13 protein-coding genes are annotated in these 14909 nt (G+C 70.0%); 9 read left to right on the top strand and 4 right to left on the bottom strand.

Annotation, left to right across the window (positions count from 1 at the left end):
- Positions 1 to 393, bottom strand: a 393-nt coding sequence (locus G4D86_RS50105) for a zinc-binding dehydrogenase (protein WP_164002842.1), incomplete at its 3' end; no start/stop codon positions are given.
- Between the two features lie 149 nt (positions 394 to 542).
- On the opposite strand from G4D86_RS50105, the gene G4D86_RS50110 reads away from it, so the two are divergent.
- The 3 genes from G4D86_RS50110 (at position 543) to G4D86_RS50120 (ending at position 6111) form a co-directional block, all read left to right on the top strand.
- Positions 543 to 3395 carry a protein kinase domain-containing protein gene (locus tag G4D86_RS50110; protein ID WP_164002806.1) on the top strand — a complete coding sequence of 951 codons (2853 nt, stop codon included), beginning with the start codon at positions 543 to 545 and terminating at the stop codon, positions 3393 to 3395.
- Positions 3396 to 3496: 101 nt separating this feature from the next.
- Entirely contained in the window at positions 3497 to 4867 is a 1371-nt protein-coding gene (locus G4D86_RS50115; protein WP_164002807.1) for a KamA family radical SAM protein, read from the top strand.
- On the top strand, positions 4867 to 6111 hold the full coding sequence (locus tag G4D86_RS50120) for a KamA family radical SAM protein (protein ID WP_164002808.1): 1245 nt from the start codon (positions 4867 to 4869) through the stop codon (positions 6109 to 6111). The genes G4D86_RS50115 and G4D86_RS50120 overlap by 1 nt, the downstream gene beginning before the upstream one ends.
- A gap of 60 nt (positions 6112 to 6171) precedes the next feature.
- On the opposite strand, the gene G4D86_RS50125 is transcribed toward G4D86_RS50120, so the two are convergent.
- The 3 genes from G4D86_RS50125 to G4D86_RS50135 form a co-directional block, all read right to left on the bottom strand.
- Positions 6172 to 6807 (bottom strand): prolipoprotein diacylglyceryl transferase, encoded by a 636-nt coding sequence (locus tag G4D86_RS50125; protein WP_240360940.1) that lies wholly within the window; start codon positions 6805 to 6807, stop codon positions 6172 to 6174.
- 107 nt (positions 6808 to 6914) lie between these two features.
- Positions 6915 to 7244 carry a hypothetical protein gene (locus tag G4D86_RS50130; protein ID WP_205520414.1) on the bottom strand — a complete coding sequence of 110 codons (330 nt, stop codon included), beginning with the start codon at positions 7242 to 7244 and terminating at the stop codon, positions 6915 to 6917.
- An 80-nt stretch (positions 7245 to 7324) separates the two neighbouring features.
- Positions 7325 to 7876 (bottom strand): hypothetical protein, encoded by a 552-nt coding sequence (locus G4D86_RS50135; RefSeq protein WP_240360941.1) that lies wholly within the window; start codon positions 7874 to 7876, stop codon positions 7325 to 7327.
- Between the two features lie 72 nt (positions 7877 to 7948).
- Here G4D86_RS50135 and G4D86_RS50140 point away from each other — a divergent pair, with 72 nt between their 5' ends.
- From G4D86_RS50140 to secF, 6 genes are all read left to right on the top strand, one after another.
- Positions 7949 to 9058 carry a SpoIID/LytB domain-containing protein gene (locus G4D86_RS50140; RefSeq protein ID WP_164002810.1) on the top strand — a complete coding sequence of 370 codons (1110 nt, stop codon included), beginning with the start codon at positions 7949 to 7951 and terminating at the stop codon, positions 9056 to 9058.
- Positions 9059 to 9118: 60 nt separating this feature from the next.
- Positions 9119 to 10204 (top strand): tRNA preQ1(34) S-adenosylmethionine ribosyltransferase-isomerase QueA, encoded by a 1086-nt coding sequence (queA, locus tag G4D86_RS50145; protein WP_164002811.1) that lies wholly within the window; start codon positions 9119 to 9121, stop codon positions 10202 to 10204.
- A gap of 5 nt (positions 10205 to 10209) precedes the next feature.
- The gene (gene tgt, locus G4D86_RS50150) at positions 10210 to 11403 is read left to right on the top strand and encodes a tRNA guanosine(34) transglycosylase Tgt (RefSeq protein WP_164002812.1); all 1194 of its coding nucleotides are present in this window, start codon (positions 10210 to 10212) and stop codon (positions 11401 to 11403) included.
- 142 nt (positions 11404 to 11545) lie between these two features.
- The gene (yajC, locus tag G4D86_RS50155; protein ID WP_164002813.1) at positions 11546 to 11899 is read left to right on the top strand and encodes a preprotein translocase subunit YajC; all 354 of its coding nucleotides are present in this window, start codon (positions 11546 to 11548) and stop codon (positions 11897 to 11899) included.
- Positions 11899 to 13671 carry a protein translocase subunit SecD gene (gene secD, locus G4D86_RS50160; protein ID WP_164002814.1) on the top strand — a complete coding sequence of 591 codons (1773 nt, stop codon included), beginning with the start codon at positions 11899 to 11901 and terminating at the stop codon, positions 13669 to 13671. The genes yajC and secD overlap by 1 nt, the downstream gene beginning before the upstream one ends.
- A 28-nt stretch (positions 13672 to 13699) precedes the next feature.
- Entirely contained in the window at positions 13700 to 14869 is a 1170-nt protein-coding gene (gene secF, locus G4D86_RS50165) for a protein translocase subunit SecF (RefSeq protein ID WP_164002815.1), read from the top strand.
- The last annotated feature ends 40 nt before the right edge of the window (positions 14870 to 14909 follow it).

Here is a 14909-nt window from a genome sequence, read left to right on the forward strand (position 1 = left end):
AGCCCTCCAGAGCCGATGGTACTTCGCGGGAAACCGCGCGGGAGAGTAGGTCGCTGCCGGATTCTTTTTGAGAACCCCCGTTGCCCTCGTGGCAACGGGGGTTTTCTTTTTTGTGCGTTGGCCTTTGTGGCTGCCAGGGCCCGCGGAGCTGCCGCGAAGCCGCGTGCTCCGCCAGGCCTGCGGCACGCGCAGCACCACCTTGCCCACCGTGCTCCGGCCTTCCAGCTGGCGGTGGGCTTCGGCGGCCTCGGCCAGGTCCAGCACCAGGCCCGGGCGCACCCGCAGCCGGACCTCCGCCAGCTCCGCCCGCGGGGGCTCCGATCCCGCCCCAAAAACCGTGCTGCTCCGCGTCGCGACCGCGTCACCTTCCCGGCGGTTTCCTGCAGGCTCCAGGAGGGTTCAACCTCGCGGATTCCTTGGGCTTTCAGTGGTGGGTGCGAGTTTGACTCGCCGTCAGGGCTGGGACTAGAGTCCTGTCTTCCGCCCGGTCTGCGCACCGCCTGCCGCGGTGCACACCCCCCGGCGCCGGGCAGCTCCACGAGATGAAGAAGCCGACCATTTTTGGGAAGTACCTGCTCCTCGAGCGCATCAACGTCGGCGGCATGGCGGAGGTGTTCATCGCGAAGGCCTTCGGGGTCGAGGGCTTCGAGCGCATCCTGGCCATCAAGAAGATCCTCCCCACGATGGCCGAGGACGAAGAGTTCATCACGATGTTCATCGACGAGGCGCGGATCAGCGTTCAGCTGAACCACGCGAACGTCGTGCACATCCACGAGCTCGGGAAGCACGACGACACCTACTTCATCGCCATGGAGTACGTCGCCGGGCGCGACGTGCGGACCATCTTGGAGCGCTATCGGCGGCGCAAGGAGATCATGCCCACCGCGCAGGCGGTGTTCATCACCTCCAAGCTCTGTGACGGCCTGGACTACGCCCACCGGAAGAAGGACGCACGCGGGCAGGATCTGCACATCATCCACCGCGACGTGTCGCCGCAGAACGTCCTCATCTCCTACGAGGGCGAGGTCAAGGTCATCGACTTCGGTATCGCCAAGGCGGCGAACCGCTCGCAGAAGACGCAGGCCGGCATCCTCAAGGGCAAGTTCGGGTACATGAGCCCGGAGCAGGTCCGGGGCATGCCCATCGACCGGCGCAGCGACATCTTCGCCGTGGGCGTGCTGCTCTACGAGATGCTCACCGGCGAGAAGCTCTTCGTCGGCGAGTCCGACTTCTCCACCCTGGAGAAGGTGCGCAACGCCGACGTCCCGCTGCCCCGCGAGTTCAATCCGAACATCCCCCCGGGGCTGGAGAAGGTCGTCCTCAAGGCGCTCACGCGCGAGCCGGAGGAGCGCTACCAGTGGGCGTCCGACCTGGCCGAGGACCTGATGCGGTTCCTCCTGGCCGGCGACGCCATCTACTCGTCGAAGCACCTGTCCTCCTACATGAAGGAGGCCTTCGCCGAGGACATGCTCCGTGAGTCGGAGAAGATGGAGCGCTACGCTGGCATCGAGCGCCCGGACCAGATCGAGCACTCCGGCGTCACCGTTAATCCGCCTGCGGCCCCGCGCGCGGCCTCCCAGGCCTCGAAGCGGGCGCCTCCGCCGGCCGCCGCCGTGTCCAGCACGCCCGCCGGGCGCGCGCCCACCGCGCCCGCCCAGCCCGCGCCGGGCTACATCCCGCCCCCCTCCGCCGAGGAGCTCGCGGAGATGGACGGCGGCGGGGCCGACAAGACGCAGATTGTCGACTCGACGCAGACCTTCCGGGCCCCCGAGACGCGCATCGCCGACAGCAGCGTGGTGGTGGACGACAGCATCACCGGCCGCTCGGAGAACCCCATCCCGAAGGGCAGCGGCACCGCCTCCGCGTACAACTACGACCGGGAGCCCGAGCCCGCGCCTCGCAAGGGCAAGAGCGGCCCCAAGGCCCAGGTCGTCATCAGCAACGAGGAGGGCGAGGCCTACGCGGGCGCCACCATGATTGGTCCCGCGCCGACCGCGCCTCCGTCGCGCTCGCGTCCCGCGCAGGTCCAGGAGGAGGAGCGCACCGGCGACATCCCCGTCCCGGCGGTGAAGGGCCGGAATGGCCGCGCCCCGCCGCGCGCGCCCCAGCCCCCACCCCAGGAGGAGCCGGCGGGCTACGACGACGGCCAGGACTACGACGGCGCCCGGCAGGACGACTACGGCGACGAAGGGCCCCCGACGTACGACGAGTCCCAGGAGGCACCGCCGGAAGAGGAGGTCACCGGCTCGCTGCCGGTGGCGCCCGTGGCCCAGAAGGGCGCCAAGGCCGCGCCGCCCGCGAAGGTCAAGCCGAAGACTCCCGCCAAGGGCAAGGGCAAGGCCGTGGCGGGGAAGCAGCTGCCCAAGCCGGTCCTCTTCGCCGCGGCGGCGGGCATCGTGCTCGTGCTGGTCGTCATCGCCGCGGTGGCGCTGCGCCCGGATGCGGCCGGCGAGGTCACCTTCATGGTGTCTCCGTCCGCCGGCGCGCACATCGAGGTGAACGACCAGGAGGTCCAGCTCAACACCCTCCTGTCACTGCCGCCCGGCCAGTACCGCGTGGTCGCCACCGCTCCCGGTCATCAGCGCCAGGAGAAGATGGTGAACGTCGTTGCCGGCAAGCAGACGGGGGTCTCGCTCGCGCTCGTGCCCGAGGAGACGGCGCCCCCCGCCGCCACTCCGCCGCCTCGGCCTCCCTCCAATCCCGAGGCGGTCGCGGTCGACAACACCGACAAGCCGGGGACGGCGCAGACTCCGGAGAACACTCCGCCCGCCGGGACGGAGCCGCCCACCACGGCGAACCCCGGCACGGACGCGCCGGTGGTCAAGAAGCCCGAGGTCGAGGCCCCTCCCGCACCCCGGAAGGTCGCTGCCATCTTCGAGGGCCTGGACGGCGCGGAAATCTCCATGGAGGGCAAGCGCCTGGGGAAGACGCCGCAGGTCCGGGCGGCGGACCTCGAGGTCGGGAAGACGTACCGCTTCACCGCGAAGCGTGCGGGCTACGAGCCGTACTCGGGAGAGTTCACCACCGACGGCAGCAAGGACGAGGTGCGGGTCTCCTTCCAGCTCGTCAAGGCGCCGGAGCCCGAGCCGGTGCGTGAGCCCGTGCGTGAGCCGACGCCGCGCAAGCCTCCGCCGGCCGTCGTCACCAAGCCGCCCAAGCCGGCGTCGAAGGCGATGGGCAAGTTCGCGTGCAGCACCAAGCCCGCGGGCGCCGACATCCTCGTGGACGGCAAGAAGACGGGCCGCCAGACGCCCGTGCCGCTCAGTGCCCCTTTGACGCTGCCCGTCGGAAACCGGAAGGTCTCCTTCAAGCTCAACGGAAAGACGACCAAGCCCGTGGTGGTCACCATCACCGAGGACGGGGTCGCCAAGCTGCTCAACGTGCCTATCGAGTGAGGGGGCGGGCATCCGGCGACCCCTTCGATTGTTGAATGAAGTGGGGCTCCGGCGCGGTATGACGCCCCGCCCGCGCAACGCGGCACGCAGAGGTGATGCGCATGCAAACGACGCCTACTCGCGGCAAGCCTGAGACTGGCCCCGCCCAACAGCCCTTTACGTATCCGCTCCGCAAGGAGTTCGTCGAACCCGATTGGCGTCGCATCCCCGGGTACAAGGACGTCTCCGCGGCGGAGTGGGAGAGCGCTCTCTGGCAGCGCAAGCACACCGTCAAGAACCTCAAGGAGCTGAGGGCCACCCTCGGCGCGCTCCTGCCGGAGGACCTGGCGGCGAGCATCGAACGGGACCAGAAGGAGCGGGCGACCATGTCGCTGCTCATCCCCCCGCAGATGCTCAACACGATGAACCTGGACGACCTGTGGAGCGACCCGGTGCGGCGCTACATGCTGCCCGCGTTCGCGGACCGGCTCACGGACTGGCCCAACCACCCCAAGGCCAGCCGCGACAGCCTCCACGAGGCGGACATGTGGGTCGTGGAGGGCCTCACGCACCGCTACCCCACCAAGGTGCTGGCGGAGATGCTCCCCACCTGCCCGCAGTACTGCGGCCACTGCACCCGCATGGACCTCGTCGGCAACGACGTGCCCCAGGTGCAGAAGCACAAGTTCGGCGTCGGGCCGAAGGAGCGCTACGAGCAGATGCTCGAGTACCTGCGCCGCACGCCGACGGTGCGCGACGTGGTGGTCTCCGGCGGCGACATCGCCAACCTGCCCATCCAGCAGCTCGAGCCGTTCGTCAGCTCGCTGATGGACATCCCGAACATCCGGGACATCCGCCTGGCCAGCAAGGGGCTGATGGCCATTCCCCAGCACTTCCTCCAGGACCAGGTGCTGGCGGGGTTGGACCGGCTGGCGAAGAAGGCAGTGGAGCGCGGCGTGGACCTGGCGATGCACACGCACGTCAACAACGCGGCGCAGCTCACCCCGCTGGTGGGCAAGGCCGTGCGCAAGCTGCTCGACATGGGCTTCCGCGACGTGCGCAACCAGGGCGTGCTGCTGCGCGGGGTGAACGACAGCGCGCAGTCCCTGCTGGACCTGTGCTTCACGCTGCTCGACCACGCGAAGATCCTGCCGTACTACTTCTACATGTGCGACATGATCCCCAACAGCGAGCATTGGCGGCTGTCGGTGGACAAGGCGCAGAAGCTCCAGCACGACATCATGGGCTACATGCCGGGCTTCGCGACGCCGCGCATCGTCTGTGACGTGCCCTTCGTCGGCAAGCGGTGGGTGCACCAGATCGCGGAGTACGACCGCGAGCGCGGCATCTCCTACTGGACGAAGAACTACCGGACCGGCATCGAGGCGAATGACGCCGACGCGCTCAACCGGAAGTACGAATACTTCGACCCCATCGACACGCTGCCGGAGGCCGGCCAGGCGTGGTGGCGGGAGCAGCAGAAGGCCGCGTGATGAACTCCTCGGCGCTTCCGGCGGCCCTTCCGCCGGAGCCTGGCACCTCGCCGCGCCCCTCGCTCAGTGCGGAGGGGCGCCAGCGCCTGTTCCCCGCCGCCACCGACGCGGAGTGGGCGGACTGGCGCTGGCATCAGCGGCACTCGGTGCGAGGCCTGGAGCAGCTCGAACGGTACGTGCAGCTGACGCCCGACGAGCGCGCCGGCGTGCAGGAGACGTCCGCGCTGTTCCGCATCGGCATCAGCCCGTACTACCTGTCGCTCATCGACCCGGAGCATCCGTTCTGCCCGGTGCGCATGCAGTCCATCCCCGTGAGGGCCGAGGCGCGCATCCGTCCGGGCGAGCTGGCGGATCCGCTCGGTGAGGACAAGACGCGCCCCGAGGAGTGCATCGTCCACAAGTATCCGGACCGCGTGCTCTTCCTCGCGCTCGACACGTGCTCCGTCTACTGCCGGCACTGCACGCGGCGGCGGATTACGCAGGGTGGGGTGGCGGAGCTCTCCAAGGAGCAGCTGCGCCGGGGCATCGAGTACGTCCGGCGGCACCCGGAAGTGCGCGACGTGCTCATCTCCGGGGGAGATCCGTTCCTGCTGAGCGAGGCGCGGCTGGAGGAGCTGCTCGCTCCGCTGAGCGAGATTCCCCACGTGGAGATGATTCGCATCGGCACGCGTGTCCCCGTGGTCCTGCCCATGCGCGTCACCGACGCCCTGGCCAGCACCCTGCGGCGCTATGCGCCCGTCTTCGTCGTCACCCACTTCAACCACCCGAAGGAAGTGACTCCCGAGGCGCGCGAGGCGTGCGAGCGGCTGGTCGACCACGGCGTGCCGGTGGAGAACCAGGCCGTGCTGATGCGGCGGATCAACTCCGACGCGCGCATCATCAAGGAACTCTCACACGTGCTGCTGCGCAGCCGCGTGCGGCCCTACTACCTGCACCAGATGGACGTGGCCGAGGGCTGCGAGCACCTGCGCACGCCCATCGCCAAGGGGCTGGAAATCCTGCAGCAGCTTCGCGGGCACACCACCGGCCTCGCCGTGCCCCACCTCGCGGTGGACCTGCCCGGCGGTGGCGGCAAGGTGACGCTCCAGCCCGACTACGTCGTGGAGCGCGGCGAGCACGAGACGGTGTTCCGCAACTACAAGGGCGAGCGCTACGCCTATCCCGAGCCGGAAGAGACCGACTGCGCCTGCCCCTACGATGACGTGTGGCAGGCCCGCTCGCGGGCGTACGGCGTTCGCAAGTAGGAGCGTGGGGCGGCTCCCTCGGGGCCGCTCCTTCGGGCGTGGCTCCGGCCGCCGGGTGCTTCAGGAATCGTCGCCCGAGCTGCGCCGCCGCTTCACTGCCTTCTTCTTCACCCCGGACGAGCCGGCGCGCGCGGCGGCCCGCTTCGCGGCGGGCTTCTCCTCCTGCGCACTACCACCGAGCTCCACCGGCACGGACTCGGCTTCGGCCGCGCCCGGGATGCCGATGTCGACGACGGGCTCGGCGCCCTCGGCGGCCTCCAGCTCCACCGGGTCCTCCTCGCTGAATCCCTGCTGCACGGGGACGTCCTCGGCCGCTTTCTCCCCGGTGGGGGCCGTCTGCTTCGCGGCCTGGGCCTGCTCCTCCAGCCGCTTCTCCTCGGCCTTGGCGCGCGCGTTGCCCTCCGGGCCCATCCGCGCCTCGTAGCGCGCGAAGTCCTTCGCCGACACGCCGTGCTTCTCCATCACCGAGGCCGAGGCGGCCTGCTGCTTGTCGATGGCCTGCGAGCGCTCCTCGTTGCTCATCTCCGAGGGCTTGCGGTTGCCGAACTCCTCGTTGACCCGGGTCTGTGCCTGCGACTCGTCGCGGCGGATCTCCGCCACCTTCTCCGGCGACAGCTCGGCGCCTTCCTGGGCGCTGGCGAGCCCCGGCAGGACGAGCCACGAAGCGAGCAGGAACAGGGTAGGGCGGGTGGACATGGCGGGGAGCCTCGGTCGAGACCGTGGGTACGTCCTGCATCTAAGCACGGTGGCCCCAGGGGCGCACCGGTGGTGCACGCTCGTGTCCGCCACGAACGGGCCTGGGTTCATCCTCCGCAGCGTGCGCAGCCATCCTTCGCGCTGGAGCACTGCTCCCTGCCCTGGGCGCACCGCGGCGGCAGGTCATCCCGGTCCGGATGCCGGTCCACCAGCGAGCACAGCTCCTCCGCCACCCCGCAGGTCCGCGTGGCCACGTCGCACTCGTCCGCGCAGGACAGGTTGTCCTGCTGCGCACGCGCGTTCAGCTCCTCCAGCCGCGCCGAGGCCGAGTCGATGGCCGAGTCGTCATCACCGGCGACCCGGGTGTCCACGTTCTTCGCGCAGCCAGTCAGCGCGAGGCCGGCCAGGAGCAGCAGGGCAGGGGAGGAAGCACGCATGCCCACCCCATACGCGCCCTGGAGCCGGTCCGTCCAGCATGGGCCCACGTGGCGCAAGGCGCCAACTGGAGGGCCTGGCTTCAGCGCGGAGCCGGCGCGGCGGGAATCGGAGGGCGCGGGCGGCGGGGTGGCTCGTCCGGCCGTGACAGGTACAGGTAGGCCGTCAACGCCAGCAGCGCGGCGACCGCGAGCCGCCGGAGCCACTCCTCCCGGCGCCGGTGCGGCGAGGCCGCGTCCTCCTGCGCCGCGGCCTCCATCCCCGCGGCCACTTCCGGGCCCACCGCCCGCAGCCGCCGGCAGACCTCCGCCACGGGCACCAGCGCGGCGGGGAGCCGCGCGTCCTCCCGTGCCAGGGCCTCCATGAGCATCCTCGCCCAGGCGGCCTCCTCGTCCCCTCCGGACGGCTCGCGCACCGACAGCCCCACGCGACGCGCCAGCGTTCCACCCGCCCGCAGCAGGAGCACGGAGAAGGCCTCGGGGGAGACGCCGTAGAACGTCGCGCACGCCTCCTGGGAGCGCCCCTCCACCAGCCGCCGCATGAGCAGGGCCGAGGGGCGGGGCTCCATCGCTCGCAGGGCCGCGATGAGGACCGGAGGAGACAGGCGGGAGGCGTCGGGCTCGGGAGACGTCACGGGCGCGCCATCCTCCCCCATCCGCCGGGCGTTTTCTTGAGGCTCGCACCCACACCTCTACACTCCCCGTCCATGTTGCGACCTGTTGCACTCGTCCTGCTGTTGCTCGCCCCGCTGCATGCGCTCGCCGTGGAGACCCTTCGCATCGCCATCGAGGATGCGGACGGCGAGGTGCGCGTGAGTGGCCGGGGGCTCGCCTTCGGCGCCGACACCGAGGACGCCACCTTCGCCCCCATCCCCTCCGGCCAGGCCACCATCCGCCGCCGGGGCGCGAGGCTGGAGGTCAATGGCGCGCCGGTGGTCGGCGACTCCGTGCGCTTCCGCGCCGGCTCCAGTGCCCCCGACGATGCCGGCCTCCCCGGCGACGAGCCGCTCAAGGCCGGCAGTGCCCAGGTGCGCGGCGACGTCGTCGTGCGCGCCCACCGCGATGGACTCCAGCTCATCAACGTCATCCCCCTGGAGGACTACCTCGCCGCGGTGCTCGGCAGCGAGATGCCCGTGTCCTTCCCGCCGGAGGCCCTCAAGGCCCAGGCCGTGGCCGCGCGCACCTATGCCCTCCAGAAGAAGCTGGAGGCGTACAGCAACGCCTTCCACCTGGGCAGCAGCGTGCTCCACCAGGTGTACGGCGGCGTCAACCGGGAGGACCCGCGCACCCGCGCCGCCGTGGACGCCACGCGCGGCCAGGTGCTCACCTACGAATTGGCCCCCATCGAGGCCTACTTCCACGCCTCCTGCGGCGGCCGCACCGAGTCCGGCCAGGACGCCCTCCAGCGGGATTTGCCCTACCTCCAGCCCGTCGAGTGCCCCTGCGGCAAGCTGCCCGCCAGCCGCTGGAAGGCCTCCATCTCCGACTCGGAGGTGAAGTCGGCGCTCCACCACCCCGCCCAGGGGCTGCGCGTGTCCGGCCGCACGCCTACCCGCAGGGTGACGCGCGTCACGCTCGGGGATGGCGCCTCGATGGGCGGGGTGGAGCTCCGCCGCCGGCTTGGCTACACGCGCCTCAAGAGTCTGGACTTCGAGGTGGAGCGCACCGACCGCGGTTATGTGTTCTCCGGACGCGGCTATGGTCACGGGGCCGGTCTCTGCCAGTGGGGCGCGAAGGCGCTCGCCGACGGAGGCCGGGGCTACCGGGAGATTCTCTCCCACTACTACCCCGGGGCCGAGCTGCAGCAGCTCTACTGAGGCCCTCGTCGACGGCGCGCTTTCCGCGGCGGCGCGGGGGCTGCTACAAGCGCCAGCCCCGTGTCGTCCCGCCTCTCCGACTACGACTTCGAGCTCCCCGAATCGCAAATCGCCCAGGCCCCCCTGGCCGAGCGCGATGCCTCGCGCCTGCTGACCGTGAACCGGTCCACCGGCGCCTGGGCGCACCGTCACTTCACCGAGTTGCCGGAGCTGCTGCGCGAGGGCGACCTGCTCGTCCTCAACGACGCCCGCGTCATCCCCGCGCGCCTGCTGGGCCAGAAGGCCGGCACCGGCGGTCGCGTGGAGCTGCTCGTGGTGCGCCCCGCCGCCTCCACGCTCACCTCGGCCGCGCTCGGCGGTGCCCCCGAGTCGCTCGAGTGGATCTGCCTGGGCCAGGCCTCCAAGGGGCTCAAGCCCGCCCAGCGACTGAGCTTCGCCAGCGGCCTGGAGGCGGAGGTGCTGGGCGCGCTCGGAGGCGGGGAGTACCGCGTGCGCTTCCACGCGCCCCCGGGCACTTCCCTGGCCGCGCTGCTGGACGCGGCCGGGCGCCTGCCGCTGCCGCCCTACATCACCCGTGAGCCCGACGCGGCGGACGCCGAGCGCTACCAGACGGTGTACGCGCGCGCCTCCGGCGCCGTGGCCGCGCCCACCGCGGGCCTGCACTTCACGCAAGCGCTCTTCGCCACGCTGGAGGCCAGGGGCGTGCGGCGCGCGCTGGTGACGCTGGACGTGGGGCCGGGCACCTTCCTGCCGGTGCGCGAGGAGGAGCTCGACAAGCATCACATGCACCCGGAGCGCTTCACCGTGCCCGAGGCCACCGCGCGCGAAGTCAACGCGGCCCACGCGGAAGGGCGGCGCGTGGTGGCGGTGGGCACCACGGTGGTGCGCACGCTGGAGTCCGCCACGGACCCGGAGACGGGCCTTCTACGCGAGGGCCCCGGCGAGACGACGCTCTTCATCCGCCCCGGCTTCCGCTTCCGCCAGGTGGACGCGCTGCTCACCAACTTCCACCTCCCTCGCTCCACGCTGGTGGTGCTGGTGAGCGCCCTGCTGGGCCGCGAGCGCACGCTGGCGGCCTACGCGGAGGCGGTGCGCGAGGGCTACCGGTTCTTCAGTTACGGCGACGCCATGCTGGTGTCGGAGTGAGCACCATGGACGAGCAGCAGACAGCACAGCGCGGCGAGAAGGGCGACACGCGGGTGGCACCGGGAATGGTGCGCTTCGAGCTGCTCCACGAGGACACCGGCACGAAGGCGCGCCGAGGCCGGCTGCACACGCCGCACGGCCCCGTGGAGACGCCCATCTTCATGCCCGTGGGCACCGTGGGCAGCGTCAAGGGCGTGGGGCCGGATGACCTGCTCACGCTCGACGCGCAGATCATCCTCGGCAACACCTACCACCTGATGCTCCGCCCCGGAGAGGCGCTGGTGAGGGAGCTGGGCGGCCTGCACCGCTTCGTCTCCTGGAACCGGCCCATGCTCACCGACAGCGGCGGCTTCCAGGTCTTCAGCCTGTCGGAGAAGCGCAAAATCACGGAGGAGGGCGCCGCCTTCCAGTCGCACCTGGACGGCGCGCGGCACTTCCTCACGCCCGAGCGCTCCATCGACATCCAGGAGACGCTGGGCGCCGACGTCATCATGGCCTTCGACGAGTGCCCGCCCTCCACCGAGGACCGCACCTATCTGGAGAAGTCCCTGGCGCGCACCACCCGCTGGCTGCACCGGTGCGTGAAGGCGTGGAGCCGCGAGCGCTCCTCCCTCTTCGGCATCGTCCAGGGCGGCCTCCACGAGGATTTGCGCAAGCGCCACGCCGAGGAGGTGTGCGCGGTGGACCTGCCCGGCTACGCGCTGGGCGGCTACTCCGTGGGCGAGGCCCCCGAGGCGATGCACGCGGGCGTGGCGTACTCGGCGCCGCTTCTGCCCCGCGACAAGCCCCGCTACCTCATGGGCGTGGGCACCCCCGTGGACCTGGTCACCTGCGTGGAGCACGGGGTGGACATGTTCGACTGTGTGCTCCCCACCCGTTGTGCACGCAACGGCCTGCTCTTCACCTCGGAGGGCAAGCTCGTCATCCGCAACGCGTCATTCGCGAAGGACCCCAGGCCGGTGGACCCTGCGTGCGCCTGCTACACCTGCCGCAACTTCAGCAGGGCCTACCTCCGCCACCTCTTCGCCGCCGGGGAAATCCTGGCCATGCGCCTCAACACCATCCACAATCTCCACTACTTCCTGGGTTTGATGGCGGACGTCCGGCGGGCCATCGCCGAGGACCGGTTCGCCACCTTCGCCCGCGAATTCCGCGAGCGCTCCCGGGCCCAGGAAACCGAGCGGACCCGTGGCCGCTGAGCGGGCGGCGGGATTGCCGGGGTTCCCGCGTTCACTTGCTCACATGGGCCCCCCTTGCTAAGAGGGCCCCCTTTCGGATGGGTTCCTCGGGCAGTGTGGGGGGCCACCCATCCCGAGCCTTCCTCAACCTACGAGGCAGTCTGTGGCTGAGAGCTTTCTGATTCTGGCGCAGGCCGGGGCCGGCGGTAACCCGTTCGGAACCATGGCCTTCCTGGTCGCGCTGGTGGCGATCATGTACTTCATCATGATCCGCCCCCAGCAGAAGCAGCTGAAGGAGCACCGGGCGCTGCTGGGCGCGCTGAAGAAGGGGGACGAGGTCGTCACCTCGGGCGGAATGCTCGGGAAGATCCACCTCGTCGATGAGCGGACCGTAACGCTGGAAGTCGCCAGCGGCGTGCGCATCCGCGTGCTCAAGACTTCCATCAGCGCCAAGGGTGCTGTGGCGGAAGGCGCGCCGGTGGCGGCCGCCGAAGAGAAGAAGAAGGAGGAGAAGTAATGGACCGCGGCTGGTGGTGGAAGTTCGGATTCATTGTCGCGGTGACGCTGGGGACCATCTGGTTCCTCATCCCGACCTATTACTCGCTCGTGGTCCTGGACCGCGATCAGCGCAACAACCTGGCGGTGCTCGAGCAGCGCCTGCCGGCGTGGGCGCCTCCCGCGCGGTACCGCCTCAACCTGGGGCTGGACCTGCAGGGTGGCATCCACATGGTGATGCGCGTGGACACCAAGACGGCGCTGCAGAAGCGCACCGAGCGTCGCGGGCAGCAGATCGCCAGCTACGTGAATGACAAGAAGCTCGGCGAGGTGACCGCGGATACGGATCCGGAGCAGCTCCAGCTCACCCTGAAGGCCAAGGACCCGGCGACGATGGACGCCATCGAGAAGGAAGTCCTGGCGACCTTCACCGACTTCAAGCGCGTCAGCCGGGACGGCGCCACGCTGGTGCTCTCGCCGGACGAGGGCCAGACGAACCGCTTCCGCGAGGAGGCCGTGGACCAGGCCATGCTCGTCATCCGCCGCCGCATCGACAAGTGGGGCGTGGCGGAAGTGGACGTGCGCAAGCTGGGCACCGACTCCATCCAGATTTCGCTGCCGGGTCGCAGCAACCCGGAGCAGGCCAAGGAGCTGGTGGGCACCACCGCGCAGCTCGAGTTCCGGATGGTGGACGACACCAATCCCCAGTTCTTCGCGCAGATGCTCCAGCAGACCCCGCCGCCGGAAGGCAGCAACATCACCCTGACGCAGGAGGGTGGCTTCCCGCAGCTGTCCAGCCCGAGCCGCGAGGCGCTGCTGGCCTACGTCAAGGACAAGACGCCGGAAGGCCGCGAGGTGCTCACCGAGTGCATCGCCAACCCGGTGAAGAAGAACGAGTGCTCCGCGTACCGCAGCTTCCTGGTGGAGAAGAACGTGCCGCTGACGGGCGAGAGCCTGGCGGGCGCGGACGCGTCGCTCGGCAGCCTCAACGAGCCGGAAGTCAACCTCGCCTTCGACGCGCAGGGCGCGCGCGAGTTCGAGAAGCTGACCGAGGCGGGCGTGGGCCGGCGCATGGCCATCGTCCTGGATGAGAACGTCCACACGGCGCCGAACATCAACGAGAAGATTGGCGGCGGCCGGGCCCGCATCACCATGGGCCGCATGGGCGCGCGCTCCTTCGAGGAGTGGCTGGGTGAGGCGCAGACGCTGGCGCTGGTGCTGAAGGCGGGCGCGCTGCCGGCCCCGGTGACGGTGGGCGAAATCCGTCAGGTGGGCGCGAGCCTCGGTGACGAGCTCATCAAGAAGGGCAGCCTCGCGGCGCTGGTGGGTCTGGCGCTGGTGGTGGTCTTCATGGCCATCTACTACCGCAAGTCCGGCCTCATCGCGGACGTGGCGCTCCTCCTCAACGGCCTGCTCATCCTCGCGGGGCTGGCGTTCTTCAACGCCACGCTGACGCTACCGGGCATCGCCGGCTTCGTGCTGACGCTGGGAATCGCGGTGGACGCCAACGTGCTCATCAACGAGCGCATCCGCGAGGAGCTCAGCCACGGCAAGAGCGCGCGGGCGGCGGTGGACCAGGGCTATGACCGCGCCTTCTGGACCATCTTCGACGCGCACGTGACGACGCTCATCGCCGGCTTCATCCTGTTCTTCACGGGAACCGGTCCGGTGCGGGGCTTCGCGACCACGCTCATCGTCGGTCTGCTGGCTTCGCTCTTCACGTCCATCGTGGTGACGCGCGTCATCACCACCTACTTCGTCCACGGCCGCAACGCGCAGCGGGTCTCTGTCTGACCGGCTCGCCCGGAACGGAATAAGCGCCATGCAGATTCTCAAGCACAAGACGAACTTCGACTTCATCGGCAAGCGCAAGCCGGCCATCTTCATCTCCACCATCATCAACCTGGCCATCATCGTCGGCATCGCCGCGGCGGGGTTCAACCTCGGCGTGGACTTCGCCGGCGGCACGGTGGTGGAGCTGAAGTTCAACCACTCCGTCTCTCCGACCGAGGTCCGTGAGCGCGCCCAGAAGGGCGGCCTGCACGACGTCAGCGTGCAGAACATCGGCTCCTCGGACGAGAACGCGTTCCTGCTCCGCATGGGCGGCGTCACGCAGCTCACCGAGGAGAACGCGACCAAGGCCAAGGCGGCCATCCAGGGCCTGGGCACCATCACCAACGTCTACCCGGACCTGGCCAACGGCATCATCAACTTCCGGTCCACCACCCAGCTGACCCCCAAGGCCATCCGCGACGCGGTGGTGGCCAGCGGCACCGGCGTGCAGGAAGTCCGTGACCTGGGCGAGAGCTCGTCGGGCCACGGCTTCGACTACCAGGTCGTCGCCAGCGGCATGGCGGACAAGGTCCGCGAGGTGCTGAGCCAGGGCCAGGAGACGCCGGACTTCGAGCAGCGCCGCGTGGACTACGTGGGCCCGCAGGTGGGCAAGCAGCTGCGCAACCGCGGCATCATGGCGCTGGTGTACTCGATGCTCGCCATCCTCATCTACGTGGCGTTCCGCTTCGACTTCAAGTTCGGCCCGGGCGCGCTGCTGGCCATGGTTCACGACGTCGTCATGGTGGCGGGCTACTACCTGGTGAGCCGGCGCGAGTTCAACCTCACGTCCATCGCCGCGCTGCTGACCATCGTCGGCTACTCGGTGAACGACACCATCGTCATCTACGACCGCATCCGCGAGGACATGGTCAAGTACAAGGGCAAGCCGCTGGCCGAGGTCATCAACATCGCGGTCAACGACACCCTGGGCCGCACCATCCTCACCTCGGGCGTCACGGCGCTGTCCCTCATCGGTCTGCTCATCTTCGGCGTGGGCGAAATCTTCGACTTCGCCATGGCGATGCTGGTGGGCATCATCGTGGGCACCTACTCGTCCGTGTACATCGCCAGCCCGCTGACCATCTGGCTGGACGAGCGCGCCGCGGCGAAGGCGGCCCGCAGCGGCGGCATCGACCGGCAGCAGCCGAACGCGGCCTGAGCCCGCACTCCCGCCGGCACCGGTGGGAGCAGGTGACACG

Origin of the sequence: Pyxidicoccus caerfyrddinensis, assembly GCF_010894405.1 — a bacterium.
GTDB lineage: Bacteria > Myxococcota > Myxococcia > Myxococcales > Myxococcaceae > Myxococcus > Myxococcus caerfyrddinensis.

Excerpts from the sequence above, each read along its gene's own strand:
- G4D86_RS50140 (WP_164002810.1), top strand. The coding sequence starts at position 7,949 with ATGTTGCGACCTGTTGCACTCGTCCTGCTGTTGCTCGCCCCGCTGCAT.
- G4D86_RS50115 (WP_164002807.1), top strand. The coding sequence starts at position 3,497 with ATGCAAACGACGCCTACTCGCGGCAAGCCTGAGACTGGCCCCGCCCAA.
- tgt (WP_164002812.1), top strand. The coding sequence starts at position 10,210 with ATGGACGAGCAGCAGACAGCACAGCGCGGCGAGAAGGGCGACACGCGG.
- G4D86_RS50110 (WP_164002806.1), top strand. The coding sequence starts at position 543 with ATGAAGAAGCCGACCATTTTTGGGAAGTACCTGCTCCTCGAGCGCATC.
- secD (WP_164002814.1), top strand. The coding sequence starts at position 11,899 with ATGGACCGCGGCTGGTGGTGGAAGTTCGGATTCATTGTCGCGGTGACG.
- G4D86_RS50130 (WP_205520414.1), bottom strand. The coding sequence starts at position 7,244 with ATGCGTGCTTCCTCCCCTGCCCTGCTGCTCCTGGCCGGCCTCGCGCTG.
- G4D86_RS50120 (WP_164002808.1), top strand. The coding sequence starts at position 4,867 with ATGAACTCCTCGGCGCTTCCGGCGGCCCTTCCGCCGGAGCCTGGCACC.
- G4D86_RS50125 (WP_240360940.1), bottom strand. The coding sequence starts at position 6,807 with ATGTCCACCCGCCCTACCCTGTTCCTGCTCGCTTCGTGGCTCGTCCTG.
- secF (WP_164002815.1), top strand. The coding sequence starts at position 13,700 with ATGCAGATTCTCAAGCACAAGACGAACTTCGACTTCATCGGCAAGCGC.